Raw genomic sequence first — 25409 nt, forward strand, 5'->3', positions numbered from 1 at the left:
GATGCCGGACGAGAGGATATTCTTCGCGTGAACTATCTGATGCGGCGACTGGCGACCTTCCCTCTCGTCCTGCTTGGCGTGTCCATCGTGGTGTTCCTGGCGATCCGGATGGTTCCGGGCGATTCGATCACGGCAATGCTGGGGACCGAAGCCGGCCTGCTGACGCCGCAGCAGCGCGATGCGCTTGCAACTTATTTCGGCATCGACCAGCCCTGGTTTATCCAGTACTGGCGCTGGCTGCTTGGTCTTTTCCAAGGTAATCTCGGCATTTCGTCCACGTATGGCAGGCCGGTGCTCGGCGTCATCCTCGAACGCTTCCCGCTGACGCTGGAGCTTGCGCTGCTGTCGATGATCATCGCCCTTGTCGTCGGCATGCCGGCCGGGATCTTTGCCGCCACCCACAATGAGAAGCTTTCCGACCTCGGCGTGCGCGTTGTCGCAATGATCGGCCAGTCGACGCCGAACTTCGTCCTTGCCCTGCTGATCATCTACACGCTGTCGGCGGGGTTTGGCGTTTTGCCGGCGATGGGCGAGTTTTCGCCGCTGTGGCGGGACCCGCTGCGCAATCTCAGCCAGCTGTTCCTGCCTGCCGTAACACTCGGCTTTGCCTTCGCAGCTTCGGTGACCCGCATATCGCGTTCGGCGATGCTCGATGTGCTCAGCGATGATTATGTCAGGACGGCGCGCAGCAAGGGCGTCTCGGCGCGCCGCGTCATCTGGCGGCATGCTTTGCCCAACGCGCTCATCCCGGTCGTGACGCTGAGCGGCATAGAGTTCGGCTATCTCCTGGGCGGGGCAGTCATCGTCGAGCAGATATTTGCGCTGCCCGGTCTCGGCCGCATGGTGCTGGATGCCATCCTGCAGCGCGACTACGCGCTGGTGCAGGGAAGCGCGCTGTTCATCGCCTTCAACTTCATGATCGTCAATCTCCTCGTCGACCTCGCCTATGTCGCGCTCGACCCGCGTATCCGGCTAAGCGAGCACTGATGGCGACCTTGCGAGCTATACTTGCGCATCCCAGCGGCCGCATCGGCGGTGCGATCGTTGCGCTTTATCTGCTGCTTGCCGTGCTTGGCATGCTGGGGCTGACGCCGCACAATCCACTGACGCAGCACCGGGTCGAGCGGCTGCATGCGCCTGACAGCACCTACTGGATGGGCACTGACCTGTTCGGCCGCGATGTCGCAAGCCGGCTGATGACCGGGATCGGCCAGTCCTTCATCGTGGCCTTCTTTTCGGTCGCCTTCGCGACATCGGCCGGCACCGTGCTTGGGCTAGCGGCAGCCTGGTTCGGGCGCCGCTGGGACGGCCTGGTAATGCGCATCATGGACGTTCTGCTGGCGTTCCCGGCGATCCTGCTGGCGCTGCTGATCGTCGCGGTTGCGGGACCGGGAACCTCGACCAGCGTCATTGCCATCGCCATCGTTTACACGCCGATCTTCACACGCGTCGTGCGAGGTCCGGCTCTGTCGCTCAAGGCGCGCGAGTTCGTCGATGCGGCCCGCACGTTCGGCAGCAGCTCGAACTACATCGTGACACGGCATCTTCTGCTCAATCTGGTGGCACCGCTGACGGTCCAGGTGACCCTGGCACTGGCCTGGGCGCTGCTGACCGAAGCCGGCTTAAGCTTCCTCGGGCTCGGCACGCAGCCGCCCGCCGCGTCGCTCGGCCTGATGCTGAGCGACAGCCGCAAACTGATGGAGACAGCTCCCTGGCTGATGATCTTCCCGGGCTTGGCGATCATGATCAGCATCCTCGGTTTCAACCTGCTCGGCGATGCGTTGCGTGATGTCCTCGACCCGAAGATGCGGAGATCGATCGCATGATCCCGCTGCTGTCCGTCAGCGGATTGCGCGTCGGCTTCGGCCGAAAGCCGTCAGCCAATGAGGTCGTGCGCGGCGTCAGCTTCGATCTCGCCGATGGCGAGACGCTGGCCATCGTCGGCGAAAGCGGCTCGGGCAAATCGGTCACCGCGCTGTCGATCAATCGGCTCGTCGATTATGGCGGCGGCCGCATCACCGCGGGCTCGATCAAGCTCAGGCTGGCCGACAACAGCATCTTCGACCTGACCGCCGCGGCCGAGCCGCAACTGACGAAGATCCGCGGCGGCGAAATCGGCATGATCTTCCAGGAGCCGATGACCTCGCTCAATCCGGTGCTGACCATCGGCAGGCAGATCGAGGAATCGTTTCGCCTGCATCGCGGCCTGACCGGCCGGCAAGCAACGGCGGCGGCCAAGGACGCGCTCGACCGCGTGCGTATTCCCGACGCTGCACGGCGGCTGAAATACACGCCCAACCAGCTTTCGGGCGGCATGCTGCAGCGGGTGATGATCGCCATGGCGCTCGCGTGCAACCCGCGCCTGCTCATTGCCGACGAGCCAACGACGGCGCTGGATGTTACGGTGCAGGCGCAGATCATGGCGCTGCTCGCCGAGTTGAAGCAGGAAACCGGGATGTCGATGATCTTCATCACCCACGACATCGGTCTGGTTGCGGGCATCGCCGACAAGATCATGGTGATGCAAAGCGGAGAAGCTGTCGAGCAGGGCGCGCTGAACCAAATATTGGACGATCCGCGGCATCCCTATACGCGGCATCTGCTGCATGCGGTGCCGCATTTCAGCGGCGGCAGTGCGACACGCAGGGACGCGCAACGCGAAAAGCAAAAAGCTGCCGAGCCGGCGCTGAAGGTCAGTGACCTCGTGGTGCGATTTCCAGTCAAGGGTGGTTTTCTCAGCCGTACCAGCGGTGCCGTCCATGCCGTGGACGGTGTGGATTTCGAGCTGATGCCGGGCGAGACATTGGCGGTCGTCGGCGAGAGCGGTTCCGGAAAGTCCACCACCGCCCGCGCGATTCTGGGGCTGGTGCGCTCGACGCGCGGCACAATCTCGGCCAGCGCGCGTAGGGCCGCCGCCGGGCAGAGCGCCCTTCCCGTGCAGATGGTGTTCCAGAATCCCTATGGCTCGCTCAATCCCAAACTCACCGTCGAAAGCATCCTCGCAGAGCCGGTGATCGCTACCGGCGGACGGACAACTGCTGAAACGCGGGCGAAAATGGCCGCGCTGTTGAAACGCGTCGGCCTTCCGGAAAACAGCCTGCAGCGCTATCCGCACGAATTCTCCGGCGGCCAGCGGCAACGCCTGTGCATCGCTCGCGCGCTGATGCTCAATCCTTCGGTTGTCGTCCTCGACGAAGCGGTTTCGGCGCTCGATGTGTCGGTGCAGGCCAGGGTGCTGGAGCTTTTGATCGAGCTGCAGCGTGAATTCGGGCTGGCCTATCTGTTCATCTCGCATGACATGGCTGTCGTCGAGCGGATCGCCCATCGCATCGCGGTCATCTATGCCGGCCAGATCGTCGAGATCGGCGATGCCAGATCGGTGCTGTCGGAGCCGAAGCACTCCTATACCAAACAGCTTATAGCGGCCGTTCCCTCCATAGACCGGCGGCATGAACGTTTCGAAATTGATACGCGCCAGGTCCCCTCGCTCGTGCGTCCGCTGGGATTTGAGCCGGGCCCGGCCAATTGGCACCAATTCGGGCCGGATCATAGAGCACGGGTGGACGTGTGATGATTATCACCCGAAAGCATGCAGAGTCAGACGAACAGCCCATCGCTGCCTTTCAGACGGAGGCCGCAATTGATCGACCATGATCTCTTCGACTGCGCATTCGCCCCGCTCGAAGCGGCCGTGGCTGCGTCGCGCATTCCGGGCAGCGTGCTCGGCATAGTCGACCGGGACGGTCAGCGCATCGTCCGGGCAATCGGCTCAGCCCAAGTCGTGCCGAAGATAAGGCCGATGCATGTCGGGACATGGTTCGACCTGGCATCCCTGACCAAAGTCACCTTCACCACGCCGCGTATTCTGGCACTGGCGGAAGAAGGCGTCATCGACCTCGACGCACCGCTGATTTCGGTCCTGCCCGACCTTCGCCAATATGACGAAAGAGCCTGGGAACGGAAGGTGACTTTTCGCCAGTGCCTCGGCCATCAGACACCGTTTCCCGCCGTTGCGCCGATCTACACCTACGGCCGCGACCCCGAGCTGTTGCGCGCTTTCGTCCTGCAGCGCGAATGGCCGGCCGGGGAGCCGGTCTATTCCGATATCAACTTCATCCTGCTCGGCTTTGTTCTGGAGCGCCTGTCCGGCAAGACCATTCGCCACATGGATCCCGGTCCAGGCTTCGCGTTCTCCGCCGAACCGGATCGAGCGGCGGCGACCGAAGACTGCACATGGCGCCATCGCGTGCTGTCAGGCGAGGTCCACGACGACAATTGCTCGGCATTGCAAGGGGCCGGTCACGCCGGGCTGTTCGGAACGGCAGCTTCGGTCCTCGACTTTGCGCGAGGGCTGCTCGACGGGACCGGCGCGTCGCAGCGTTCGATAACGCTGATGCGCACGCCCTTGTCGGCAACCCGCACCCATGGCTGGGAGCTGCCCTACGAAGGCTGGTCCGGCGGCCGGCTGTGTAGCCCCGAAACCATCGGGCATACCGGCTTCACCGGCACCGGGCTGTGGATCGACTTCGACAAAGGCAGAGCATGGACCTTGCTCACCAATCGGATTCATCCGACACGTCATTTCAACAGCGGGATCGCATCTCTACGGCAATCGGTCGGCGATCTCGTCAACGGAGCCTGACAATCATGGTAAATAGCGAACCAATGTGGGCCGTCGGCTTGATGACCGGCACTGTGCTGGACGGCAATATCGACGTCGCGCTGATCAAGACCGACGGCGAGCGGATCGCGGATTTCGGCACCTACACGCTGGCCCCCTACCCGCAGTCGATCCGGACCTTGCTGGAAGAGACGCTTGGCCAGGCAAGGAGCTGGAATTTCAGCGGGCGGGAACCGGCAATCTTCCATGAGGCAGAAGAGGCGCTGACGCGCGCCCAATCCACCGCGGTCAAGGATCTTGTCGAAAGTCACGGCCTGACCATGGCCGATATCGACGTCGTCGGTTTTCATGGCCAGACCGTGCTGCACCGTGCCCCGGAAGTGGGCCGACTGGGCCAGACCCGCCAGCTTGGCGACGGCGAACTGATGCATGCCATCCTGGGCACCAAAGTCGCCTATGACTTCCGCTCGGCCGACATGCGCGCCGGCGGCCAGGGTGCGCCGCTCTCGGCCGCCTATCACGCCGCGCTTTTGCGCGAGGCCGACGCCGGCGGCGACACGGCAGTGCTCAATCTCGGCGGCGTCGCCAACATCACCTGGTGGGACGGCAAGAACAATGTCGTTGCCTTCGACACCGGGCCCGCCAACGCGCCACTGAACGATTTCATCAAATCGAAGGGGCTCGGCGACATGGACCGCGACGGCGCGCTGGCTCGCGTTGGGACGGTCGACGAGGCACGGCTGGCCAAGCTCCTGCAGCACCCCTACTTGACTAAACCCTATCCGAAATCGCTGGACCGTTTCGATTTCGGCGCCTCGATGGCGGACGGGATGAATGCCGAGGATGGCGCTGCCCTGCTGACGGCCTTCACCGCGGCCGCGGTCGGCAAGGCGCTCGATCTTCTGCCGCGCCGGCCGAAGCGGCTGGTGGTCAGCGGTGGCGGTCGACACAACCCAACGATCATGGCCATGCTTGCCAGCCGCGCCGGCGTCGAAGCGGTTCCGGCCGAGGCGCTCGGCTGGAAGGGCGATGCGGTGGAGGCGGAGTGTTTTGCCTTCCTGGCGGTGCGCGTGCTCAGGGGCTTGCCGATCAGCTTCCCCAGCACGACCGGCGTGCCACAGCCGATGCGTGGCGGACGCCTTGCCGGCTAATCAAGCCAACAACCTCTTCTGCAGGAAGATGCGGCTGCGGCCGATGGGAAAATCGGCAAGCACGCCGAATGGCAGATAGCCCTGGCGCTCATAGGCCTTGGCGGCCTTGGGATTGAACGTGTCGATCCAGGCGCCGTGACAGCCGCGCGCCATTGCCTCCCTCTCGGCTGCCTCGAGCATCCGGCCGGCCATGCGCTGCCCGCGCAGCCGCTCATCGACCCAGAGCCATTGCACATAGAGCCAGCCCCAGGCGGTGTATCCTGAGATGCCGGCGACAATAGCGCCGTGCTCATCGCGCGCGAACACGGCCAGTGTCTTCCTGCCGGAGGCACCGACATCACTGTCGTTGAACGCCGTAAGCCGCTCTCCGAGAAAAGCCAGCTCATGCGGCAAGGGATCGGCGGTTGTCTCAAGCGTTGTATTGTCCATCCAACGAGCATCTATCGAAGGACCGAACCGAGACGCAAGCCTTGCTGCGCTATAGCTTCGGCGAACGCCACGCCGCTGCCGCAGCCGCGATCAGCATGAGCAAAGCTGCAACCACCGCCGATGCCGCAAAACCGAATGTGGAATAAAGCGGTCCGAACGCCGTGGTGCCGACGAACACCGCGAGATAGGTCACCGCGCTGTTCAATCCCATGATAGTGCCGCGGCGCGCAGGATCGAGCGCCGAGAGGCGCATCACCAGGACGTTCAGCCCGAAATGATTGGCAAGGCCCCAGACGGCTATCATCGCTATGGTCAGATGGAAACTACTGCTCGCGGCGGCAATCGCGACATAGACGGCCGCGACGAGCAGGTAGGCAAACGGCATGACACGCCGCGCGCCCAGGCAGTCGATAACGCCGTCAAGAAGTGCGGCCGTGCCGAAGCCAACGCCATAGGCGAGTGCGGCCAGCCCGTTGGCACTGACCGGCCGTCCCAGGCCATTGTGAAGGTGATCGCCAAGATAGCCATAGACACCGTAGAACGCGGTCATGAAGGCGGCGCAGGCAACCAGAAGCGGCACTATGCCGGGAACGCCCAAGGCGCTCAGTGGCGTCGGCGCCGGACCGCTCTTCCTGACGTCGCTGAGCGACGTCAGAGACAGGCTGGCCAATGCGAGTGCTGCGAGCACCGCGACCGCCGCGAAAACGGCGCGCCAATGCACCAGATCGGCAAGTACGGCCGACAGCGAAACGCCGGCGACCATGCTCAGCGTCCACCCGGTCAGCACGACGCCTATGGTGCCGCTTTCACGACCGGGTGGCGCAATCGCGGCGGAGCTGGCGTAGATTGCCGGCATGGCGACACCTGCAGCGATGCCGGCGAGCAGCTGGGCCGCGACCACCCCCGTCACTGTCGGCGCAGCGGCGCTGGCGACGAGCGCAATTGCCAGCAGCAGCAAGGCCCCTTGCAGCATGCGGCGGGCGCCGAGCCGGTCGATGTAGCGCGCCAGGAACAAGGCGCTTGCCGACGTACCGAGCCCGAACGCGGCGGACGCGATCATAACCGCCGGCACGCTTGTGCCGAACGACGCGGCCACGGCCGGTGCGATCGGACCGAGCACCAGCGAGTTCGAGCCGATCACGGCAATGCACCCGGTCAGCAGGTAAGCGAGTGCCGGGATTGGCGGCTTGGCGGCCGCTGCGAATGTGGCGACTTGATCAGTGTTCGACATATGGCAATAATGGCCGTATTAAATTCTGTATCAATAAGGAATATCCACATGGATGAAGAAACAGATGGCATTCCGCAGAACAGACCTGCCGCCCGCGATATTGATGCAACCGACCGAAAAATATTAGGCGTTCTGGTCGACGACGCCACGATCAGCTATGCCGAGCTCGGCGACCGCGTCGGCCTTTCGCCGCCGGCAGTCCATGAACGCGTCAAGCGCCTGCGGCGGAACGGCGCCATCCGCAACACCGCGGCAATCATCGATCCAAAGGCGGTGCACAAGCCGCTGCTCGCCTTCGTCCATATCGACACCAAGGGGTGGGGCAAGACGCCGGAGCTGATGGCGATTTCCGAACATCCCGAAGTCGAGGAGATCCATTCGGTGGCCGGCGACACTTGCATGCTGATCAAGGTCCGTACCGAGGACACGCGGGCGCTCGAAGGCCTGCTGTCGCGCCTCTACGAAACACCCGGCGTCACTTCGACGCGAAGCTACGTGGTGCTGTCGACCTATCTGGAGCGGCCGGTGCAGCCGGGGATTACGACGGAATGGCCGACGCCCCGGCACATGGCCAAGCCGCTCTATTAACTCAAACGATCCTCACGCGTATCCAAAGTCGAACCGGAGACGTCTTAGGCACTGCATCCTGTGGTCATCCGCGGGCCGGTTTCGTTTTCGCCGGTTCCTTGGGTCCGACGGATGTCTATTGCGCAACCGGAGACACGCGATGAGAAAATTGATCGTGGGCAGCTTCATTTCGCTGGACGGCGTCATCGAGGCGCCAATGGAATGGGCCTCGCCCTTCTTCGACGAGGAGATGACGGAGCACTCCTATGAAAAGGCCAGCGAGGCGGATTTCTTCCTGCTCGGCCGCGTCACCTATGAAATGTTTTCGGCGCGTTGGCCGCAGGTCAAAGGCAGCAAGTACATGGACCGCATGAACGGGCTGAAGAAGCTCGTCGCGTCGCGCAGCCTCAAGGAGGTGAGCTGGAACGCGTCGCTGATCGAAGGCGACGTCGCTGCCGAAATTGCCAGGATCAAGCAACAGGCCGGCGACAACATATTGAAGTATGGAGTGAGCAATCTCGACCAGACTCTGCTCGCCAACAGGCTTGTCGACGAGTATCAGCTCTCGATCGTGCCGATCCGTGTCGGCCGTGGCAAACGCGCTTTCCAGGATGTCGACCCGTCCCTGGTCAAGCTGGAGCTTATAGATACGCACCGTTTCAAGAACGGGGTCATTACGCTGACCTATGTCCCGCTGTGATCGTGTACCATGAAGATGCAGCCAAGACTTGACCCGACCGGGCTTTTCGACGTCCGCTACGCCGGCTTTCTGGAGACGGTCGCGCATTTGCGTGGACGGCTGCACCGCTACTGCGCACGCATGACCGGTTCGGCGCTCGACGCCGAAGACGTCATGCAGGAAGCCTTGTTCGAGGCGTATCGGAAGATCGAGAAGCTGGACGATGCGAGCGCCCTTCGCCCCTGGCTGTTTCGCATTGCGCATAATCGCTGCATCGATTTCCTGCGAAGCCGGCAGGTGCGCCAGCAGGCTGAGGCCAATTTCGCCGAGGACGAGATCATCCTGCCGGTCGAGCCGGCGGGCCAGGGCGCCGATCGCGCGATCGAACGGCTGGTGATCCACCTGCCGCCCAAGGAACGCGCCTGTGTCCTGCTCAAGGATGTCTTCGACTATTCGCTGGAAGAGATCGCCGATCTCGTCGGCTCGACAGTGGGTGGCGTCAAAGCTGCGTTGAGCCGTGGCCGCTCGAAATTGGCCGCCTTGTCGGGCGAGCCAATCGTCCGTTCGGAGCGCCAAAGCGATCCGGAACTTCTGGAATTGCTCAGGCGCTATGTCGAACTGTTCAACCGCCGCGACTGGGACGGCGTACGGGCGCTGACCAGCGCCGACGCACAATTGCGGGTCGCGGATTGCTTCAAGGGCAGGCTGTCGGAATCACCTTACTTCGTCGAATACGAAAGAGCCTCGACGGCCTGGAAAATAGCGATTGGCGAGATTGATGGCGAGGCGGTGCTGCTCGTGCTCCACCATGGCGAAGACGGTTGGAAGCCTGCCCATCCGGTTCGGATCGAAGCCGCCGGCGGGATCATAAATCGCATCACCGATTACTATGCCTGCCCCTGGATCATGCCGACGGCTGGTTCGGTGGTCATTTGCGGGCCGGCCTAAGCGGCAGCAGGACCTGCAAGTGTCCGGCATCAACCTCAATGGAATGGGATCGATGCCGGACAAGACATAGGCAATCTACTGAAGCTTCGCCTGCAAGGCGTTGACGTCATCCGTCGTCATTTCGCCGTCGGTCGTCACCTTGCCGTCGACGATCTTCCAGAGCCGGAACGGGCCGGTGATGTCGCCATACTTATCGAAGGCGACCGGACCGATGACGCCTTCGTAGCGGATCGGCTTGCCCTCCTTGATCAGGCCGAGCGCCTTGGCGAACTCGTCCTTGCCGGCATAGATCGGCGTGCCGGCCGGGTCGACTGCCTTGTACATCGCATCCTTGATCTTGGCCGGATCCTCGGAGCCGGCAATGGCGATGGCCAAGCCGACAATAGCGCCGGCATCATACGATCGGTCGGCCGCCGGGTTCGAAGGTTCGATGCCCGAAAATTCCTTGTAGTTCTTGGTGAAATATTCGGTCGATGCGGTCGGGCTGGTGCCCGAGGACGTGCCATAGGCGTCCTTCAAATAGTCGGCGCCGACGGATTCGATGAAGTCCGGACTGTTCATGCCGTCATTGAGCAGGAATTTCTGGACACCGCCCTGCGAAATCCAGGTACGGGCGATGGTTGCGCCGTCGACAGGTGTGCTGACGAGATAAAGCCCGTCCGGTTCACCGGCCATTGCCGCGGTCACTTCCGAGGCATAGCTCGACTGCTTTTCATTGTAGGGCGTGTCGGAGACGATGGTGCCGCCGAGCGCCTTATAGGCGCGTGAGAATTCCGCCACCATGTTAACGCCGAAGTCGTTGTTGACGTGGATGACCGACAGCTTCTTGAAACCCTTGTCCATGGCGTATTTGGCGGCGGCGACGCCTTGCAGTGCGTCCGAGGTGATGGTGCGGAAGAAAATGCCGTTGGTCTTGCCGTCGCGTCCGAGCGCCGTCAGCGTCGGCGACGAAGAGGCTGGCGAGACCTGGACGATCTTGGCCGGAGCGGTGACCGAGGTCAGGATCGGGATCGACACCGAAGAGATGATGCCGCCGATGATCACCGGCACCTTCTTGACCTGCACGAGCTGCGTCGCAGCGTCGACCGCGATGTTGCCCTGGCTCTGGCTGTCGCGCGTGTCGGTCGCGAGATCGCAGCCGCGCACGCCGCCAGCATCGTTGATGTCGCGGAATGCCATCTCGACCGATTTGGCGCCTGCCTGGCCGTACTCGCCGGCCGGGCCTGTCAGTTCCATGACGAGGCCGACGGTGATCTTGCAATCGGCGGCGTGCGCTGCGCCGGCCGCTGTCAGCAGAGCGAGCGCGGTGGTGATCTGAAGTATGGTCTTTTTCATTGTTGTTCCCCTTTCGTTACACGACTCTCATTGATGTCTTGAGCCTGTTCAGCCTTCAGGCATCTGCAGCCAGGTTTCATGCAGATGTCGCCATTCGACGCCGTTGGGCGCCGATGAACTGGTGGTGAAAACGGCACTCGAGCGGCGGCGGCTGTGCTTGCCGGCGCGCTGCTGCGCTTCGATGTAGCTGACGACGATCGTGTCGCCTTGTTGCCACCCAGCCCGGATATCCTCGATCGAGATGGTGAAATCGCCGTCACAGGTGGCGCGGCTTGCCCTGATATGGTTGAGCACCGCGTCACGATCGAGGAGCTGGCCGTCCGGTGCGACCATCTGGAAGCCTTGGCCCATGACGCGTTCGAAGCGGTTGAAATCTGCATCGTTCGCACTCGCCGCATTGAACCAGTCGACGAAGGAGCGGTGGAGACCGACCACCTCGGCGCTGGCGCGGGAAAGCAAGGAAGGCTTCTCATCCATGGCCGCACTCATTTCCTGCCTGCATTCAAATTGTAATGCATGATCGAGCCGTGGCGGCCGTGACGGTCGCGTTCCAATGTGTAGACATCGCCCGTGGGGCCGCGGCTTTGCGCGATCACGGCGGCGATCCGCGCCCGATCCTCAGCATTAAGCGCGACGTCCATGATTCTGGCATTGGCAAGGGCGTGCGCCTGGTTGCGGGCGCCGACGATGACGGCCGCCACTTGCGGCTGTTCCAGCACCCAGGCGCTGGCGATGGTGGCGATATCGACGCCGTGGCGGTCGGCGACGGTCTTCAGTGTGCGAAGCAGCTCCTGGAAAAGCTCCCAGCCGCCGAAATCATCGATGATCAGCTTGTATTTGACCAGCGACCGGTTTTCGAGCGGCGTTTGCGGCTCGGTAACGCCAAGCCATTTTTCGCTGAGGAAGCCGCCCGCCACCGAACCGTAGCAGAGGAAACTGACGCCATGCTGGCTGGCGAGTGCTGCAAGGCTGTTGGCCGGCCGCTGGTCGAGCACCGAATATTGCAATTGCTGGCTGACCAGCGGCACACCTGCGGCCAGGATCTCGGCCAGCCGCGGCGTGTCGAAGTTCGTGGCGCCGATGTTGCGCACCTTGCCTTCCCTGCGGATTTCGTCGAGCCAGCCCATCGCATCGACATAGCGGGGCACCGAATAGTCCCACCAATGGAACTGCACAAGATCGAGCCGCTCAGTCTTCAAGCGCCGCAGCGACTGGTCGACGATGCTGCTGATGTAGTCGCGGGTCATCGTGGAAAGCCGTTCGAGGTCAGGCACCAGCTTGGTGTGCACCTTCATCTTGGCGGCAGCGTCGAGGCCACGCTCATTGGCAAGGCGCAGGCGCGCTGCGCCGATCAGCTCTTCGACGCCGGTATAGATATCGGCGCAATCATAGGTCCTGATGCCGGCGTCGAAGGTGGCGATCAAGTCGGTTACCGCCTGTTGGCGGTCGATCGCGCCGTGCCCGCCGGCAAGCTGCCAGCCGCCGCGAATGACGCGCGAGATCACATAGCCGGGGCTGAGCTCGAATGCCTTCGCAGTCATCTCTGGTCACTCTTCCTGGGCAGCGGCACCGCCGTCGTTTCGGCATGGCTGAACCGCCGCTTGCCGGTCCTGATGATCCGCAGCCGGCTGGCGCAATTGGGATCGGGACAAGCGATCTCCGCATCCGATGTCATCCAGTCGTTCCTGTGGGTCGGGCGCTGCTTTGCTGCTAGAAGCGGCAACACAGCCGCGATGGAATAGATCGAAAAACCCTGCCCCGCCGGCATCGACAGTATCTCACCCTTGAGCTCGAAATAATCACCTGATTTGGCGCCGCAATAGATCGGCTTGCCCTCAGGAATGACCGCCTCGACGCGAAGGTCGAAGAGTTCAAAACTGTCGTCGCTCTCAGCCATTCAGATATCCACCCGGGTAAAGGTGATGTCGCAGGCACCGTTGCGGCGGATCACGCCACAAGCGGCTGCGAATTTATCGCGCTCCTCAGGCACCACCTGCGCGACGACGCTTCCGGCAAGCCAGCCGATCGGGAACAGCAGGCGTGCACCCGCTCCGTAGAACAGGCCGACGTCAAAGATGGCATCCGGGTTGCCGCCCCACATGCGCGGCGGCACGTAGGATAACACGATGTCGCCCGGCTGCGGCGTCAGCGTTGCGTTCTCCGCCGGCAAGGGCCTGGCATAGGTTTGGCCCTCAAGATCGGCTGACGGAACCGGGCAGGAAATCTCAGGCCCCGTCCACATCGCATGGATGCCGGCAACGACGCGCGGCTGCTCGAGATAGGCCAGCAGGAAGGCGGCGTTTTCGGGCGCCTTTTCAGGCAACAGCAGCGCAGTCACGGACAGCTTCGAGCGTGGCTCGGTGATGCTGATGCCAGGCGCCGTCATGCCCTCAATCCTTCCTTGCTTGCGGACTGGAGCTTGTCGCGCAGAAAGGCGAAGGGCCGGCTGATGTCGGCCACCAGAGCCTCGCGCGCCGCTTGCGCATCCTGCCTTGAAAGCGCTGCGACGATGCTGCGGTGGTAGTGGGCCGTATCGACCTCGCCGGCGTCGGAGAAGGCGTAGATGGCAACACGGATGCAAGGCCCGGATTGCAACCACAGGCTCTCGATCATCGGGATCAGCACGGCGGAACCGCAGCATCGGTAGATCTCGAAGTGGAAGCTCTGGTTGAGCGTCGCCTCGCGGTCGATATCCTTCTTGTGCTCCAGCGCCCGCATCTCGTCCCACTCGCCGAGCATGGCTTCGACCGAGGCAATCTGGCGCGCGTTCATGCGCGCGGCGGCCAGGGCGATCGCTTCACCCTCGATCAGGGAGCGAGCCCGCAAGAGGTCGTCGATGCGCTCCAGCGTGATCGGCGGCACGCGAACCGAGCGGTTGGGAAGCGCCTCCAGCGCCTTCTCAGTGATCAGCCGTCCGAGCGCCTCGCGCACCGGCATGGTGCTGGTGACCAGCGCGTCGGCGAGGCCGCGAATGGTCAGAACTTGGCTCGGCTCGAAAAGGCCGCCGATCAAGGCGCGGCGCAGCTCCGAATAGACGCGATCCTGCACGGTCTCGCGGCCGACCGGCGTAAGCTGGGCTGCGATCACCTCATTATTCTTTTCGATGGCGGCCTTCTGCATGGGCAATCCCGGTCTTGGCCGTTTTCGGCTTGCGGAAGAAATTAAAGCCGAATAGCGTGATCAAAGCAAGTGTGATCACAAATCAAATCATAGGCGACGAAGATCGCTTTTCGGCCAGAGGGATTGATGAGCGACACGACGGAACGGCAGGAGGAGATCCGCACGCCGGTCCTCACGGCCAGGAATGTCCTCAGACGCTTCGGCGGCCTGGTCGCGGTCAACAATGTCTCGTTCGACGTCCGGCCAGGCGAAATACTTGGCCTTCTCGGCCCGAACGGCGCCGGCAAGACCACGATGTTCGACCTGCTCGCCGGCAGCATTCTGCCGACCAGCGGCGAAATCCTCCTCAACGGCGTATCGGTGTCGGGGGAAGCAGCCCATCGCCGCATCGGCCGCGGCCTTGGCCGCACGTTCCAGATCCCCCGGCCCTTGCCTAACCTGACGCTGATCGAAAACGTCATGCTGGCCGCGCAAGGGCAGGCCGGAGAAAAACTGCTCGCCAATTTCCTGATGCCCCGGCGGGTCGCTGCCGAAGAAAGGGCTGCCGAGACAAGAGCCGTCGAACTGCTCGAGCTCGTCACGCTTGCTCGCCTCGCGCACGAGCCGGCGCGCGTGCTTTCAGGCGGCCAGCGCAAGCTGCTCGAGCTGGCCCGCGTCATGATGGCCGACCCGGCGATCATCCTGCTCGACGAGCCGGCGGCCGGGGTCAACGCAACCCTGCTCGAGATCATCATCGACCGCATCCGCGACATCAATGCGCGCGGCATCACCTTCCTGCTGATCGAGCACAATATCGACATGGTGACGCGGCTTTGCCACCGCGTGCTGGTCATGGCGAGCGGCCAGCTTCTGTGCGAAGGCACTCCGGACGAAGTGGCGCGCGACCCGCGCGTCATCGAGGCCTATCTCGGGGGCGCGGCATGAGACAAAGGGTACTCGATGTCCGCGACCTTGAAGCCGGCTACGAGCCCGGCGTTCCGATCGTGCGCGGCGCTTCGATCACCGTCGACCAGGGCGAGATCGTCGTCGTTCTCGGTCCCAACGGCGCCGGCAAGTCGAGCCTTATCAAAGCCATCGCCGGCCTTGTCCCGATCACCGGCGGCACGGTTCTGCTGGACGGCAAGGATATCACGGCGTCGCCCGCCCACACCATGGTCCGCCTTGGCCTTGCCTTCGTGCCACAGACAGAAAACATCTTCCCGCTGATGTCGGTCGAGGACAATCTCAGGGTCGCCTGCGGCATCCTGAGGCCGCGCGAGGTCCCCGCCCGCATCGAGGAAATGTATGCGGCCTTTCCCGATCTCGCCCGTCAGCGCAGAACGGCCGCGGGCAATCTGTCGGGTGGACAGCGGCAGATGCTGGCCGTCGCCCGTGCGTTGATCGTCCATCCCAAGGTGCTGGTGCTCGACGAACCGTTGGCCGGCCTGTCGCCGAAATTCGTGGCGATGGTGTTCGAGATGCTGGCCGGTATTCGCAAATCCGGCGTCACCATTCTGCTGGTCGAACAGAACGCCAAGGCAGCGCTTACGATCGGCGACCGCGCCTACGTGCTGGTCGAGGGCAAGGACCGGCACCAGGGCATCGCCTCCGAGCTCTGGAACGATCCTGTCGTCGCCGAGCTCTACCTTGGCCAGCGCCGCCCCGATCTTGGGAAAGGAGGCGCGACATGAACCTGCAATTCGTCGTCGACGGGCTGCTGGCAGGCTCGATGATCGGCCTCGGCGCCATCGGCGTGACACTCACCTATTCGATCCTGCGCTTCTCGAACTTCGCCCATGGCGACTTCATGGCCTGGGGCGCCTATGCGACGCTGGCCGTGGTTGGCGCCATTGGCGCGATGTTCGGCAAGATCGCGCCGATCGCGCCCCTCTCCTTCGGTTGGCCGCTGATCGTCGCGCTCATCATCGGCATGGCGGCCACCGGCCTGCTGGCGCTGGCACTCGACATGATGCTGTTCGCGCGGCTACGGGCCAAGGGCCAGGCGATCATCGTGGTGATGGCGAGCTTCGGCGCCTCGATGGCGCTGAGAAGCCTGCTCGAATTCATCTTCAGCTCGCGGCCGACCTACTTCAGCCGGGCGATCCAGATCGCCATGCCGGTCGGCTTCGGCATTCGCATTACCCCGGACCAGATCGCGCTGCTGCTGCTGACCGCCGTTCTGGTGCTCGGTGTGCATCTCCTGATGACGCGGACCCAGACCGGCCGCTCGATGCAGGCGTTGAGCCAGAACGCAGCACTTGCCCGCATTGTCGGCATCGACGTCGCCAAGGTCGTGCGCGTCACCTGGATCATCGGCGGAGCGCTGGCCTGCGTCGCCGGCGTCATGATCGGCATTCTCATCCAGATCCGCCCATTCATGGGTTTCGAGATGCTGCTGCCGATGTTCGCGGCCGCCATCCTCGGCGGCATCGGCAGCGTGCCTGGCGCCGTTCTCGGCGGCCTGATCATCGGTCTGGCCGAAGCGGGTGCCGTGCAATTGATCGGCGCCGAATGGCGGGCGGCCGTCTCGTTCATCATCCTGATGGCGGTGCTGTTCGTGCGGCCCATCGGCCTTTTCGGAGTGAGGGAACGCTGATGGATCTGTTCGGCTACGGCGCCTTCTTCCTGACCAACGCGCTGATCTTTTCGCTCATCACGCTCGGGCTCAACCTGCAATGGGGGCTGACCGGGCTTTTCAATGTCGGGGTCGCCGGCTTCGTTGCCATCGGCGCCTACACCTCGGCGTTGCTGACCACGCCCGACGATGCCGCGCGACTGGGCGGCTTCGGTCTGCCTATCCTTGTCGGCTGGCTCGGTGCAATGGTCGTTGGCGGCGTCGCGGCCGCCATTACCGGCATCGCCACGCTGCGCCTGAGATCGGACTATCTGGCGATCACTACTTTCGGCGTCGCCGTCGTCGTGCAGCTGGTGGCGCTCAACGCCCAGAAGCTGACCGGCGGCCCGTTCGGCATCGGCTTCATTCCGCGTCCCTTCGGCGGTCTTGCCGAAACGCCGTTGCTGTTCAACCTTTCGAACCTTGCGATCGTCTCGGTGGTGACGCTGATCGTCTATCTCGCGCTGGAGCATCTGTCGCGCAGCCCGTGGGGGCGCGTGTTGAAGGCGCTTCGCGAGGATGAGCGGGCCGCGATATCCCTAGGTAAAAGCGCACGTTTCTACCGTGTCCAGGCCTTCGCCGTGGGCGGTGCCATCATGGCACTGGCCGGCGCGTTGCAGGCGCATTTCACTGGCTTCATCGCTCCGGACAATTACTTGCCGGCGCTGACTTTCCAGGTCTGGGTGATGCTGATCGTCGGCGGCTCGGGCAGCAACATCGGCGCCGTCATCGGCAGCATCCTGGTCTGGGCGATATGGGCCGGATCGGGAGCCTTGACCAGCGTGTTGTTCTCGCCGGAACAGCAGGCACGCGCCGCTTCGCTGCAGATCGTGGCGATCGGCGTGATGCTGTGCGTCATCCTGCTGGTCAGGCCGAACGGCCTGTTCGGCGACAGGCCGCGGCGTCCAAGGTTCGGTAAGGCTGCGAAAGCGGCTCCGGACGAGAGCGCTGCAAGGTCATGAGCAGTGTTGCCGTGCCCCGCAGCCTTTCGCTATGGCACGCCGTTGGCCGCAACCGCCGCGACCGGCCGGCGCTCGAAGGTGCACTCGATGTCGATCTGGCAATTATCGGCGGCGGATTTTCAGGCCTTTCCACCGCGCTGCACAGCGCCGAGAAAGGCATCTCGGTCGCCGTCCTCGAAGCCGAAATCATCGCCTGGGGCGCGACTGGCAGGAACGCCGGTTTTGTCGTGCCGAATTTCGCGAAAAGAGACCCCGACGATATCATTGCCCAGCTCGGGCCCGAACGCGGCGAACGCCTTGTCGGGTTCGCCACCGACAGCTCCGACCTCGTCTTCGACCTGATCAGGCGGCATGCCATCGAATGCGATGCCGTCCAGAGCGGCTGGATACAACCAGCCCATTCACCGGCCGCATTGCAAAAGACCAGATCGCGCGCCGCGCAATGGGCACGACGCGGAAGGCCGGCTGTTGCGCTGGATAGACAGGCGGTCGAAGAGCTGACCGGCGTTCGCGGTTATCTAGGTGGCTGGATTGACAGGTCGGGCGGTGTCCTCAATCCGGTCGAATATGCGCGCGGATTGGCCGACGCGGCGGAAAAAGCCGGCGCGCGCATCTTCGAGCATACGCGTGTCGCGTCGATCGATCACCTAGGCGATGGCTGGGCTTTGAAGACGGCCTCCGGTTCGGTACGCGCAGGAAAGGTGCTGGTCGCCACCAACGCCTATGGCGGGGCGCTGGATCGCGCGCTGCAGCGAACCTATTTCCCGCTGAAAATCTTCCAGATCGCGACAGCGCCGCTGCCGCGCGAAATACGCACCCGGTTGCTTCCGGGCGGGCAAGGCGTCGGCGACACCAGACGCAATCTTTTCACCTTCCGCTTCGACGGCGAAAACAGGCTGATAACCGGCGGCATGCATGTTTTTGGCCCCGGTGCCGACACGCGGGTGCCGCGGGCGATCTGGCGACGGCTTGCTGCGCATCTCGATCTCCCGGACATCCCGCCGCTTGAATATAGCTGGTCGGGGATGGCTGCCGTCGAGCCCGACTTCCTGCCACACCTCGTCGATCTCGGCCCCGGCCTGATCGCGGGCTTTGCCTGTAATGGGCGCGGAATCGCCATGACCACTGCCATGGGCAAGGTGCTTGCGGATTGGGCTGATGGAACAAAGCCTCAGGATTTGCCGCTGCCGTTTGCGCCGCCGTCGCCAATCCCGTTCCATAGCCTGATGCGGCATGCGCCAAACGTGTTGCTCCCCTGGAGCATGCTGCGCGACCGGCTGGACGAGGCAGGCTAGCTCGCCCTCGCCGCGCGCTTAGGGATTACCGGGGCTGATCATGCGTGTCCGTCCGCTGTCCTGATCTCGAACTGCTAGACTCGCTCAAATCATGTTGTTAACGACAGCGGATGAAGCAGAACTATCTTTATCTCATCATCGGCGCTTTGGTCGTCGCCGTCATTGCCTTGGGCATTTACGTCTATCGCGAGGAGACTAAGCCGAAAGGCGTGGAACTTCGTATCGACGATTCCGGCATCTCAGTTCAGGAAAAATAGACCACGTATTGCCGGACTTTGCGCAGTAGAAGTCGGCTTGCACCGTTTCAGCCAAGCTCCAGCGTCGTTATCGCAAAAACCCCGGACTGCATGAGCTGCGGCGCCCTTCCCTTGTACATTCGAGCCGTCTCGAAGCCCGGTTGAAGGCCGGCGGACGACAGCAAAGCTGCAAATTGCCCGCTGGTCTCGGGAACGTCGAGATGCAGGTTTCCGGGACCGGACATGTGCGCGAGCGCGGTGAAGAGATGGCTTGCCGCGTCCAGATCGTCGGCAAAGAGCGGACCGATCTTGCAGCCGTCCCGGCATTGGCGCGCGACGCCGTATCCCGCAATGGCGCCGTGCTTGAGGATCGCAAGCGCGATATGCGGCGGGCGCAGCCAATGTTCCAGGAAGGATCGCCTCGGGCCGGGAAAGAAGCGGCGGTCATAGTCCAGTATGTCCGGCACGATTTCCGGCCCTATGGCGCGAATCTCACTGCCGGCGGCTGCCGGGACATTCGGTGACCCCATGAACCGGATCGTCCGGTAGACCGGCGCAAAACCCATGCTGCGGTAGTTGGCCTGCTGTTCGACAACACCGTCGAGGCCGATTGTGCGTTTGCCGAGCCGCGCCATGCCGGCATCCCAGACTGCCTTGCCGTGGCCTTGGCCACGCCTGTCCGGCCGGCAGATATAGAGGCCGATGAAGCCGAAATCGTCGCCATACGCAACGGCCGAAATGCCGGCCGCCAGTTCGGCGTCGACAAAGGCGCCGATGAAGCCCTGCGGGTCGGCTGCCTGGAACAGCGCGGGATCGTTGAGGCCGGGGTTCCAGCCTTCCCCCGCCGCCCAATCGACAAGGGTTTGCACTTCTTCAAGTGCGAGCGTTCGGATCGTTCGGGGCATTGCGATCACTCGGCGGCACCAGGCGCGAAGGATTTCAGCGCGCCATGATAGGGCTTTGCCAATGGGCTTGCATAGGCGCCGCGCTTGGATGTCGTCAGTCCGAGCGCGATCAAAGCCTCGGCCTGTTTCACGGCAGCGCCGACGCCGTCGATGACTGGAAGCCCGAATTCCCGCTGCAGCGCCGCCGCCAGATCCGCCATGCCGGCACAGCCGAGCACGATCGCCTCGGCGCGATCCTGCTCGATGGCGCGCGCAATCTCGTCGCGCAGCTTGAGGCGTGCGTCGGACGCCGGATCTTCGAGGGCAAGAACCGGGATATCGGCAGCGCGCACGCGCGCGCGCGCCGCCATCCCATAGCGCTGCACCAGCCCTTCGACCGGCACGCGCGAGCGCCCGGTGGTGGTGACGACGGTGAAGCGCTGGGCGATGAACGAGGCCGTGCTGAGCGCTGCCTCGCAGATGCCGATGACCGGAATGTTGGCCATGGCGCGCGCGGCATCGAGGCCGGTGTCGTCGAAACAGGCAATGATCGCGGCTTGTGCGCCTGAGCGCTCCCCGGCAGCGATCTCGACCAGCAGGCCCGGCACGGCCAGCGCTTCATCGTAATAGCCTTCGATCGAAACCGGGCCCATCGTCGAGGTGATGGCGACGATTTCCGTCGATTGAGCAGCGACCGATCGGGCCGCCGCCGCAATGGTCTCGGTCATGCTGGCGGTGGTGTTTGGATTGACGACGAGGATGTGCACTGTCAGGCACGCTCGGCGCGGCGGCCGACATAGACGATTGCGCCGAGCGTCAGCAGGATCACCAGGAAGGAAAACACGGTCGTCACGGTGCCCAGCGCATAGAGCACCGGTGTCGTCACGTTCGTCGTCATGCCGTAGATTTCGAGCGGCAGCGTGTTGAATGTGCCCGAGGTCATCAGCGTGCGGGCGAACTCGTCGTAAGACAGAGTGAAGCCGAACAGGCCGACACCGATCAGGCTGGGCGCGATCATCGGCAGCACGACATGGGCGAAGGTCTGCCACGACGATGCTCCGAGATCCCGCGCGGCTTCCTCATAGGCCGGTGAGAACCGGTTGAAGACAGCAAACATGATCAGCACGCCGAACGGCAAGGTCCAGGTCAGATGGGCGCCGAAAGCGGACGTGTACCAGGCGGGGCGGAAGCCGATCTGCTGGAAGACGACGCCAATGCCGAGGCTGATGATGATCGACGGCACGACGAGGCTGGCGACGGCCAGATAAAACAATGCGGTTGCGCCGCGAAATTTCTGCCGGAAGGCCAGACCGGCAAGCAGCGACACGACAACAGTCACCACCATCACCATAAGGCCAAGGATGAGCGAGCGTTTGAAACTGCCGCCGAAATCGCCGACCGCCTGGCGCTCGAACAAATTGGCGAACCAGTGCAGCGAAACGCCGTTCAGCGGAAATGTCAGACCGCCATTCTCGCCCTGGAAAGAGAGGATCAGGATCGCCGAAAGCGGGCCGTAGAGGAACAGCACGAAAAGCGCGAAGAACGCCGCCAGCACATAGAATTCAAGGGTGCGCTTGTCGTGGCTCATCGCCTCACAGCTCCTTGCGGATGTCGATGATGCGCAGGATGCCCGCGACCATCAACAGCACCAGTACCAAGAGCACGACGGCGTTGGCGGCGGCGGCCGGATATTGCAGCAGCGACATCTGGTTCTTCATCATCAGCGCGACGGAAGCGCTCTGCCCGCCGGACATCACCTGCACCGTCGAAAAGTCGGCCATCACCAGGGTGACGACGAAGATGGTGCCGATCGCCATGCCGGGCTTGGCGAGCGGAATGACGACGTTCCACAGAACCTGCCAGCCGGACGCGCCAGCGTCGCGTGCGGCCTCGATCAACGACTTGTCGATTCGCATTAGCGTGTTGAAGATCGGCGTCACCATGAACAGCGTGTAGAGATGCACCATGGCCAGAACCACGGCGAATTCGGAATAGAGCAGCCATTCGATCGGCTTCGGGACCAGCCCCATCTGCACCAGCGTCGAGTTGACCAGGCCATTGCGTCCAAGCACCGGAATCCACGAGATCATGCGGATGATGTTGGAGGTCAGGAACGGCACCGTGCAGACAAGGAACAGCACCATCTGCATGGCCGTGGTCCTGATGTGGAAGGCGAGGAAATAGGCGACCCAGAAACCGATGAACAGCGTCAGCGCCCAGACGATGGCGGCGTATTTCAGCGTATTTAGATAGGTCTTCCAGGTAACCCACGAGCCGAGCGTATCGGCGTAGTTGGTGGTCAGGAAATCCGGGTACATCGCCGCGAAATCATAGTCCCAGAATGAGACCACGGCGATCATCAAGATCGGCAGCAGGAGGAACGCGCCGAGGATCAGCGCCAGCGGTGCCGCCTGGAGGTAGGGTGCGATGGCACCGATAGAGCATCGACGGCGTCTGGCGGGCTTGGCTGCGGCGGAAGATGCGGGCTGATCGAGTGCCACTGTCATCTGGAAAAGCCTCGGTGGTATTTTGCCGGGCTGTGATCCTTCGCGCCCACCTCTGTCCTGCCGGACATCTCCCCCACAAGGGGAGAGATTGGCAGCTTCGCTGTTGGCGCCTCTTCTTGCGACGTTGGAGATTGGCGAAAGCAGAGGCGACGGCCAATCTCCCCCCAAGTGGGGGAGATGTCCGGCAGGACAGAGGGGGGCGCGAAGGAATGCAACATCGCAGTTATCGCCTGCCTTGCATCAAGCAGCGATGAACTCGTTCCAGCGCTTTACCATGTAGCGGTCCTCGTCCATGACCGAGTTCCAGCAGGCGACTTTGCCCATGCGCTCTTCGAACGAGCCGCCGTCACGCACGGCGCCGGCCTTTTCCATGACCTTGCCGTCCGGCGACAGGATATCGCCCTTTGCCGGCTTGCCTTCGATCCAGTAGCCCCACTCGTCCTCGGACATGAACTTCTTGGCCGACACCATGTTGGCTGAGTAGTAGCCCTGGCGGTTGAGATAGCCGCCCACCCAGCCGGACGTGTACCAGTTGATGTATTCGTAGGCGGCATCGAGTTCGGCGCCGGAGAGATGGGCTGCCAGGCCAAGCCCGCCACCCCAGGACCGGTAGCCTTCCTTGAGCGGCTGGAACCGGCACGCGATGCCCTTGGAGCGGACTGCGGCCACGGCCGGCGACCACATCGACTGGATCACCACTTCGCCTGAAGCCATCAGGTTGACGCTTTCGTCGAAGGACTTCCAGAAGGCGCGGAACTGGCCGTCCTGCTTGGCCTTGATTAGGAAGTCGATCGTCTTGTCGATCTCCTCCTTGGTCATGTTGCCCTTGTCGGCGTATTTGATATTGCCGGTGGCTTCCATGATCATCGCCGCGTCCATGATGCCGATCGACGGGATGTTAAGGATGGCGGTCTTGCCCTTGAAGGCCGGATCCATGATGTCGGCCCAGGTGGTGATGTCACGGCCGACGAGGTCGGGGCGGATACCGAGCGTATCGGCATTGTAGATCGTCGGCACCATGGTGAACCAATTGGTCGGCGCCTTGGCGAAAACCTTGCTGTCCTGCGCCTCGACGTAACCGACCGTGTGCGGGGCGGTGCCCTGGGCGATGACGCTGTCCGGCGTCAGCTTGCCGGTTTTGAACAGCGGCACCAGCTCGTCGTAATATTTCAGCTTGGTGACATCCATCGGCTGCAGGACGCCTGTCGGGAACACCTTCTTGCAGATCCAGTATTCGATGTCGGCGATGTCGTAGCTGTCGGGCTGCGTCACGGCGCGCTGCGCGGCGGCGTCGGAGTCGGTTGCCGTCATCTCCAGCGTGATACCGAGATCGGCTTTGCACTTGTCGGCGATGGCATTGAGGTTGGACACGCCGGTGCCGAACTGGCGCAGCGTGATGTTCGATTGCGCCCAGATGGTCGGAAAGCCTGATATGGCGCCGGAACCGGCGGCAAAACCGACGGCGGCGGCGCCTGTCTTGAGCAGTGAACGTCGCGATATTCCAGTCTTCTTGTCGGTGGTGTTGGTCATGTTAAGTTCCCCTGTTTTGGTTGGTTATGCTGGGTTTCAGGAATCGAGACGGCCAAGGACGATGGCGTCCTCGGCGTCCCAGGCGATCGGCACTGCGTCGCCGGCGGCAACCGGCCTGGCGAAGAAGCTGGTGTCGTCGACGATCACCGTGAAATCCTCGATGCCGGCGCCATTGACCGAGAGCTTCACGGTCGAACCGCGGTACTCGACGTTTGAAACGACGCCGGTGAAGCCGAGCCCGGCTGCCGGCGGCTCGCCGATGCGCACGTGGTCGGTGCGAATGGCGATGTCGATGGGCTCCCCGGTCTCCCTGCCCTGCCCGCTCGCGGCCAGCGTGGCGCCGCCGGGCACGTCGAAAACCACCATGCCGTCGCGACTACCGGTGACACGGCCGGTGATGACATTGTGGTCGCCCATGAAACGAGCGACGAAGGCCGTGGCCGGTCGCTCGAACACCGTGCGAGGGTGCGCCGCCTGCTCGATACGGCCGTCGTTCATGACCACGATCAGGTCGGCCAGCGCCATCGCCTCTTCCTGGCTGTGGGTGACGTGGACGAACGTGATGCCGAGCGAGGTCTGTAGCTTCTTCAGCTCGGCCCGCATGCGGATTTTCAGGAATGGATCAAGTGCCGACAGCGGTTCGTCGAGCAACAGCGCCTCGGGATCGGTGATCAGCGCGCGGGCGAGAGCAACGCGCTGCTGTTGGCCGCCGGACAGCTGCGCCGGACGGCGGCTGGCATATGCCTCCATCTGCATCAGCTTCAGCATGTCGAGTGCCTTGGCGCGGCGCTCCTCCTTGCCGACGCCTTTCATCTTCAGGCTGAACGCGACATTGTCTATCAGGTCGAGATGCGGAAACAGCGCGTAGGACTGGAACATCATGGCCGTGCCGCGCCTGGCCGGCGGCAGATCGGTGACCACTGTGTTGCCGAGCCGCACGTCGCCGCTCGATATGCTCTCGTGCCCGGCGATCATGCGCAGCGTCGAGGTCTTGCCACAGCCGGACGGACCGAGCAGGCAGCAATAGGTTCCCGCAGGGATTTTCAGGCTGATGCCTTCGACGGCAGTCGTCGCGCCATAGACTTTCGAAACGGACACAATGTCGATTTCGGCGGCTTTGGACATCCAGCTTCCCCTTGGTCGGATTAGCCAAAGCATCATGCGTGCCAGTTGCGCGCCGTCGCACCAACCGGCTGAATCCTCGAAGAAATCGGGGCTGTATCTGCATGACTGCCGATACGGCATGCTTGTTCAATGCACAAATTATAGGCGATTGCCGCCGATCCTCGCAAAAATCGTATGCAATCTTTTTCGGTCCTGT

At 63.1% G+C, this 25409-nt stretch carries 28 protein-coding genes; 14 read left to right on the plus strand and 14 right to left on the minus strand.

What is annotated here, in order from left to right; translation table 11 throughout:
• Positions 1 to 27: 27 nt before the first annotated feature.
• The 5 genes from AC0L2P_RS08570 (at position 28) to AC0L2P_RS08590 (ending at position 5772) form a co-directional block, all read left to right on the plus strand.
• A complete protein-coding gene (locus tag AC0L2P_RS08570) occupies positions 28 to 987 on the plus strand; it encodes an ABC transporter permease (RefSeq protein ID WP_473500784.1) in 960 nt (319 codons plus the stop codon).
• Entirely contained in the window at positions 987 to 1826 is an 840-nt protein-coding gene (locus AC0L2P_RS08575) for an ABC transporter permease (RefSeq protein WP_473500785.1), read from the plus strand. The genes AC0L2P_RS08570 and AC0L2P_RS08575 overlap by 1 nt, the downstream gene beginning before the upstream one ends.
• A complete protein-coding gene (locus AC0L2P_RS08580; RefSeq protein ID WP_473500786.1) occupies positions 1823 to 3571 on the plus strand; it encodes an ABC transporter ATP-binding protein in 1749 nt (582 codons plus the stop codon). The genes AC0L2P_RS08575 and AC0L2P_RS08580 overlap by 4 nt, the downstream gene beginning before the upstream one ends.
• A 69-nt stretch (positions 3572 to 3640) precedes the next feature.
• On the plus strand, positions 3641 to 4642 hold the full coding sequence (locus AC0L2P_RS08585) for a serine hydrolase domain-containing protein (RefSeq protein WP_473500787.1): 1002 nt from the start codon (positions 3641 to 3643) through the stop codon (positions 4640 to 4642).
• 5 nt (positions 4643 to 4647) lie between these two features.
• On the plus strand, positions 4648 to 5772 hold the full coding sequence (locus tag AC0L2P_RS08590; RefSeq protein WP_473500789.1) for an anhydro-N-acetylmuramic acid kinase: 1125 nt from the start codon (positions 4648 to 4650) through the stop codon (positions 5770 to 5772).
• Here the strand turns inward: AC0L2P_RS08590 and AC0L2P_RS08595 are convergent, their stop codons facing one another.
• Both AC0L2P_RS08595 and AC0L2P_RS08600 read right to left on the minus strand, forming a co-directional pair.
• Positions 5773 to 6201: a GNAT family N-acetyltransferase gene (locus AC0L2P_RS08595; RefSeq protein ID WP_473500790.1), complete on the minus strand. Its 429-nt coding sequence runs from the start codon at positions 6199 to 6201 to the stop codon at positions 5773 to 5775. It lies immediately after the preceding gene.
• A 49-nt stretch (positions 6202 to 6250) separates the two neighbouring features.
• Positions 6251 to 7432, minus strand: a complete 1182-nt coding sequence (locus tag AC0L2P_RS08600; RefSeq protein WP_473500791.1) for an MFS transporter — start codon at positions 7430 to 7432, stop codon at positions 6251 to 6253.
• A gap of 48 nt (positions 7433 to 7480) precedes the next feature.
• On the opposite strand from AC0L2P_RS08600, the gene AC0L2P_RS08605 reads away from it, so the two are divergent.
• The 3 genes from AC0L2P_RS08605 (at position 7481) to AC0L2P_RS08615 (ending at position 9626) form a co-directional block, all read left to right on the plus strand.
• Complete coding sequence (locus AC0L2P_RS08605; protein WP_473500792.1) at positions 7481 to 8020, plus strand: Lrp/AsnC family transcriptional regulator; 540 nt, start codon at positions 7481 to 7483, stop codon at positions 8018 to 8020.
• A 139-nt stretch (positions 8021 to 8159) separates the two neighbouring features.
• A complete protein-coding gene (locus AC0L2P_RS08610) occupies positions 8160 to 8699 on the plus strand; it encodes a dihydrofolate reductase family protein (protein WP_473500793.1) in 540 nt (179 codons plus the stop codon).
• 9 nt (positions 8700 to 8708) lie between these two features.
• Positions 8709 to 9626: a sigma-70 family RNA polymerase sigma factor gene (locus AC0L2P_RS08615; protein WP_473500794.1), complete on the plus strand. Its 918-nt coding sequence runs from the start codon at positions 8709 to 8711 to the stop codon at positions 9624 to 9626.
• Positions 9627 to 9701: 75 nt separating this feature from the next.
• Here the strand turns inward: AC0L2P_RS08615 and AC0L2P_RS08620 are convergent, their stop codons facing one another.
• Genes AC0L2P_RS08620 through AC0L2P_RS08645 form a run of 6 tightly spaced genes read right to left on the minus strand, consistent with a single transcriptional unit; the run spans position 9702 to position 14081 of the window.
• A complete protein-coding gene (locus AC0L2P_RS08620) occupies positions 9702 to 10961 on the minus strand; it encodes an ABC transporter substrate-binding protein (protein WP_473500795.1) in 1260 nt (419 codons plus the stop codon).
• A 48-nt stretch (positions 10962 to 11009) separates the two neighbouring features.
• A complete protein-coding gene (locus AC0L2P_RS08625; protein WP_473500796.1) occupies positions 11010 to 11438 on the minus strand; it encodes a DUF4440 domain-containing protein in 429 nt (142 codons plus the stop codon).
• Positions 11439 to 11446: 8 nt separating this feature from the next.
• On the minus strand, positions 11447 to 12502 hold the full coding sequence (locus tag AC0L2P_RS08630; protein WP_473500797.1) for an aldo/keto reductase: 1056 nt from the start codon (positions 12500 to 12502) through the stop codon (positions 11447 to 11449).
• Positions 12499 to 12858 (minus strand): TIGR04076 family protein, encoded by a 360-nt coding sequence (locus AC0L2P_RS08635; RefSeq protein ID WP_473500798.1) that lies wholly within the window; start codon positions 12856 to 12858, stop codon positions 12499 to 12501. The genes AC0L2P_RS08630 and AC0L2P_RS08635 overlap by 4 nt, the downstream gene beginning before the upstream one ends.
• The gene (locus tag AC0L2P_RS08640) at positions 12859 to 13347 is read right to left on the minus strand and encodes a DUF3830 family protein (protein ID WP_473500799.1); all 489 of its coding nucleotides are present in this window, start codon (positions 13345 to 13347) and stop codon (positions 12859 to 12861) included.
• Positions 13344 to 14081 (minus strand): GntR family transcriptional regulator, encoded by a 738-nt coding sequence (locus AC0L2P_RS08645; protein ID WP_473500800.1) that lies wholly within the window; start codon positions 14079 to 14081, stop codon positions 13344 to 13346. Before AC0L2P_RS08645 ends, AC0L2P_RS08640 begins: the two co-directional genes overlap by 4 nt.
• A 126-nt stretch (positions 14082 to 14207) precedes the next feature.
• Between AC0L2P_RS08645 and AC0L2P_RS08650 the strand changes: the two genes are divergently transcribed.
• From AC0L2P_RS08650 to AC0L2P_RS08675, 6 genes are all read left to right on the plus strand, one after another.
• Positions 14208 to 15005, plus strand: coding sequence for an ABC transporter ATP-binding protein (locus AC0L2P_RS08650; RefSeq protein WP_473500801.1), 798 nt, complete (start codon positions 14208 to 14210; stop codon positions 15003 to 15005).
• Positions 15002 to 15751: an ABC transporter ATP-binding protein gene (locus AC0L2P_RS08655; protein ID WP_473500802.1), complete on the plus strand. Its 750-nt coding sequence runs from the start codon at positions 15002 to 15004 to the stop codon at positions 15749 to 15751. Before AC0L2P_RS08650 ends, AC0L2P_RS08655 begins: the two co-directional genes overlap by 4 nt.
• A complete protein-coding gene (locus AC0L2P_RS08660; RefSeq protein ID WP_473500803.1) occupies positions 15748 to 16656 on the plus strand; it encodes a branched-chain amino acid ABC transporter permease in 909 nt (302 codons plus the stop codon). The genes AC0L2P_RS08655 and AC0L2P_RS08660 overlap by 4 nt, the downstream gene beginning before the upstream one ends.
• Entirely contained in the window at positions 16653 to 17636 is a 984-nt protein-coding gene (locus AC0L2P_RS08665) for a branched-chain amino acid ABC transporter permease (RefSeq protein WP_473500974.1), read from the plus strand. Before AC0L2P_RS08660 ends, AC0L2P_RS08665 begins: the two co-directional genes overlap by 4 nt.
• Positions 17633 to 18931, plus strand: coding sequence for an NAD(P)/FAD-dependent oxidoreductase (locus tag AC0L2P_RS08670; protein WP_473500805.1), 1299 nt, complete (start codon positions 17633 to 17635; stop codon positions 18929 to 18931). The genes AC0L2P_RS08665 and AC0L2P_RS08670 overlap by 4 nt, the downstream gene beginning before the upstream one ends.
• A gap of 110 nt (positions 18932 to 19041) precedes the next feature.
• A complete protein-coding gene (locus AC0L2P_RS08675; RefSeq protein WP_023716676.1) occupies positions 19042 to 19188 on the plus strand; it encodes a hypothetical protein in 147 nt (48 codons plus the stop codon).
• Positions 19189 to 19235: 47 nt separating this feature from the next.
• Here AC0L2P_RS08675 and AC0L2P_RS08680 read toward each other — a convergent pair whose 3' ends face one another.
• From AC0L2P_RS08680 to AC0L2P_RS08705, 6 genes are all read right to left on the minus strand, one after another.
• Complete coding sequence (locus tag AC0L2P_RS08680; RefSeq protein ID WP_473500807.1) at positions 19236 to 20072, minus strand: GNAT family N-acetyltransferase; 837 nt, start codon at positions 20070 to 20072, stop codon at positions 19236 to 19238.
• 5 nt (positions 20073 to 20077) lie between these two features.
• Complete coding sequence (locus AC0L2P_RS08685; protein ID WP_473500809.1) at positions 20078 to 20818, minus strand: aspartate/glutamate racemase family protein; 741 nt, start codon at positions 20816 to 20818, stop codon at positions 20078 to 20080.
• 2 nt (positions 20819 to 20820) lie between these two features.
• Entirely contained in the window at positions 20821 to 21639 is an 819-nt protein-coding gene (locus AC0L2P_RS08690) for an ABC transporter permease (protein WP_473500810.1), read from the minus strand.
• 4 nt (positions 21640 to 21643) lie between these two features.
• Entirely contained in the window at positions 21644 to 22558 is a 915-nt protein-coding gene (locus AC0L2P_RS08695) for an ABC transporter permease (protein WP_473500812.1), read from the minus strand.
• 240 nt (positions 22559 to 22798) lie between these two features.
• Positions 22799 to 24088 (minus strand): ABC transporter substrate-binding protein, encoded by a 1290-nt coding sequence (locus AC0L2P_RS08700; RefSeq protein ID WP_023716671.1) that lies wholly within the window; start codon positions 24086 to 24088, stop codon positions 22799 to 22801.
• A 36-nt stretch (positions 24089 to 24124) separates the two neighbouring features.
• A complete protein-coding gene (locus AC0L2P_RS08705; RefSeq protein ID WP_473500813.1) occupies positions 24125 to 25213 on the minus strand; it encodes an ABC transporter ATP-binding protein in 1089 nt (362 codons plus the stop codon).
• Positions 25214 to 25409 lie beyond the last annotated feature (196 nt).

The sequence above is a fragment of the Mesorhizobium sp. WSM4836 genome (assembly GCF_055811815.1).

Coding starts and splice junctions, on each gene's coding strand:
- AC0L2P_RS08695 (WP_473500812.1), bottom strand. CDS start 22,558: ATGACAGTGGCACTCGATCAGCCCGCATCTTCCGCCGCAGCCAAGCCC.
- AC0L2P_RS08595 (WP_473500790.1), bottom strand. CDS start 6,201: ATGGACAATACAACGCTTGAGACAACCGCCGATCCCTTGCCGCATGAG.
- AC0L2P_RS08625 (WP_473500796.1), bottom strand. CDS start 11,438: ATGGATGAGAAGCCTTCCTTGCTTTCCCGCGCCAGCGCCGAGGTGGTC.
- AC0L2P_RS08600 (WP_473500791.1), bottom strand. CDS start 7,432: ATGTCGAACACTGATCAAGTCGCCACATTCGCAGCGGCCGCCAAGCCG.
- AC0L2P_RS08650 (WP_473500801.1), top strand. CDS start 14,208: ATGAGCGACACGACGGAACGGCAGGAGGAGATCCGCACGCCGGTCCTC.
- AC0L2P_RS08680 (WP_473500807.1), bottom strand. CDS start 20,072: ATGCCCCGAACGATCCGAACGCTCGCACTTGAAGAAGTGCAAACCCTT.
- AC0L2P_RS08690 (WP_473500810.1), bottom strand. CDS start 21,639: ATGAGCCACGACAAGCGCACCCTTGAATTCTATGTGCTGGCGGCGTTC.
- AC0L2P_RS08620 (WP_473500795.1), bottom strand. CDS start 10,961: ATGAAAAAGACCATACTTCAGATCACCACCGCGCTCGCTCTGCTGACA.
- AC0L2P_RS08635 (WP_473500798.1), bottom strand. CDS start 12,858: ATGGCTGAGAGCGACGACAGTTTTGAACTCTTCGACCTTCGCGTCGAG.
- AC0L2P_RS08640 (WP_473500799.1), bottom strand. CDS start 13,347: ATGACGGCGCCTGGCATCAGCATCACCGAGCCACGCTCGAAGCTGTCC.
- AC0L2P_RS08580 (WP_473500786.1), top strand. CDS start 1,823: ATGATCCCGCTGCTGTCCGTCAGCGGATTGCGCGTCGGCTTCGGCCGA.
- AC0L2P_RS08575 (WP_473500785.1), top strand. CDS start 987: ATGGCGACCTTGCGAGCTATACTTGCGCATCCCAGCGGCCGCATCGGC.
- AC0L2P_RS08590 (WP_473500789.1), top strand. CDS start 4,648: ATGGTAAATAGCGAACCAATGTGGGCCGTCGGCTTGATGACCGGCACT.
- AC0L2P_RS08605 (WP_473500792.1), top strand. CDS start 7,481: ATGGATGAAGAAACAGATGGCATTCCGCAGAACAGACCTGCCGCCCGC.
- AC0L2P_RS08705 (WP_473500813.1), bottom strand. CDS start 25,213: ATGTCCAAAGCCGCCGAAATCGACATTGTGTCCGTTTCGAAAGTCTAT.
- AC0L2P_RS08675 (WP_023716676.1), top strand. CDS start 19,042: ATGAAGCAGAACTATCTTTATCTCATCATCGGCGCTTTGGTCGTCGCC.
- AC0L2P_RS08630 (WP_473500797.1), bottom strand. CDS start 12,502: ATGACTGCGAAGGCATTCGAGCTCAGCCCCGGCTATGTGATCTCGCGC.
- AC0L2P_RS08670 (WP_473500805.1), top strand. CDS start 17,633: ATGAGCAGTGTTGCCGTGCCCCGCAGCCTTTCGCTATGGCACGCCGTT.
- AC0L2P_RS08700 (WP_023716671.1), bottom strand. CDS start 24,088: ATGACCAACACCACCGACAAGAAGACTGGAATATCGCGACGTTCACTG.
- AC0L2P_RS08655 (WP_473500802.1), top strand. CDS start 15,002: ATGAGACAAAGGGTACTCGATGTCCGCGACCTTGAAGCCGGCTACGAG.
- AC0L2P_RS08615 (WP_473500794.1), top strand. CDS start 8,709: ATGAAGATGCAGCCAAGACTTGACCCGACCGGGCTTTTCGACGTCCGC.
- AC0L2P_RS08645 (WP_473500800.1), bottom strand. CDS start 14,081: ATGCAGAAGGCCGCCATCGAAAAGAATAATGAGGTGATCGCAGCCCAG.
- AC0L2P_RS08660 (WP_473500803.1), top strand. CDS start 15,748: ATGAACCTGCAATTCGTCGTCGACGGGCTGCTGGCAGGCTCGATGATC.
- AC0L2P_RS08610 (WP_473500793.1), top strand. CDS start 8,160: ATGAGAAAATTGATCGTGGGCAGCTTCATTTCGCTGGACGGCGTCATC.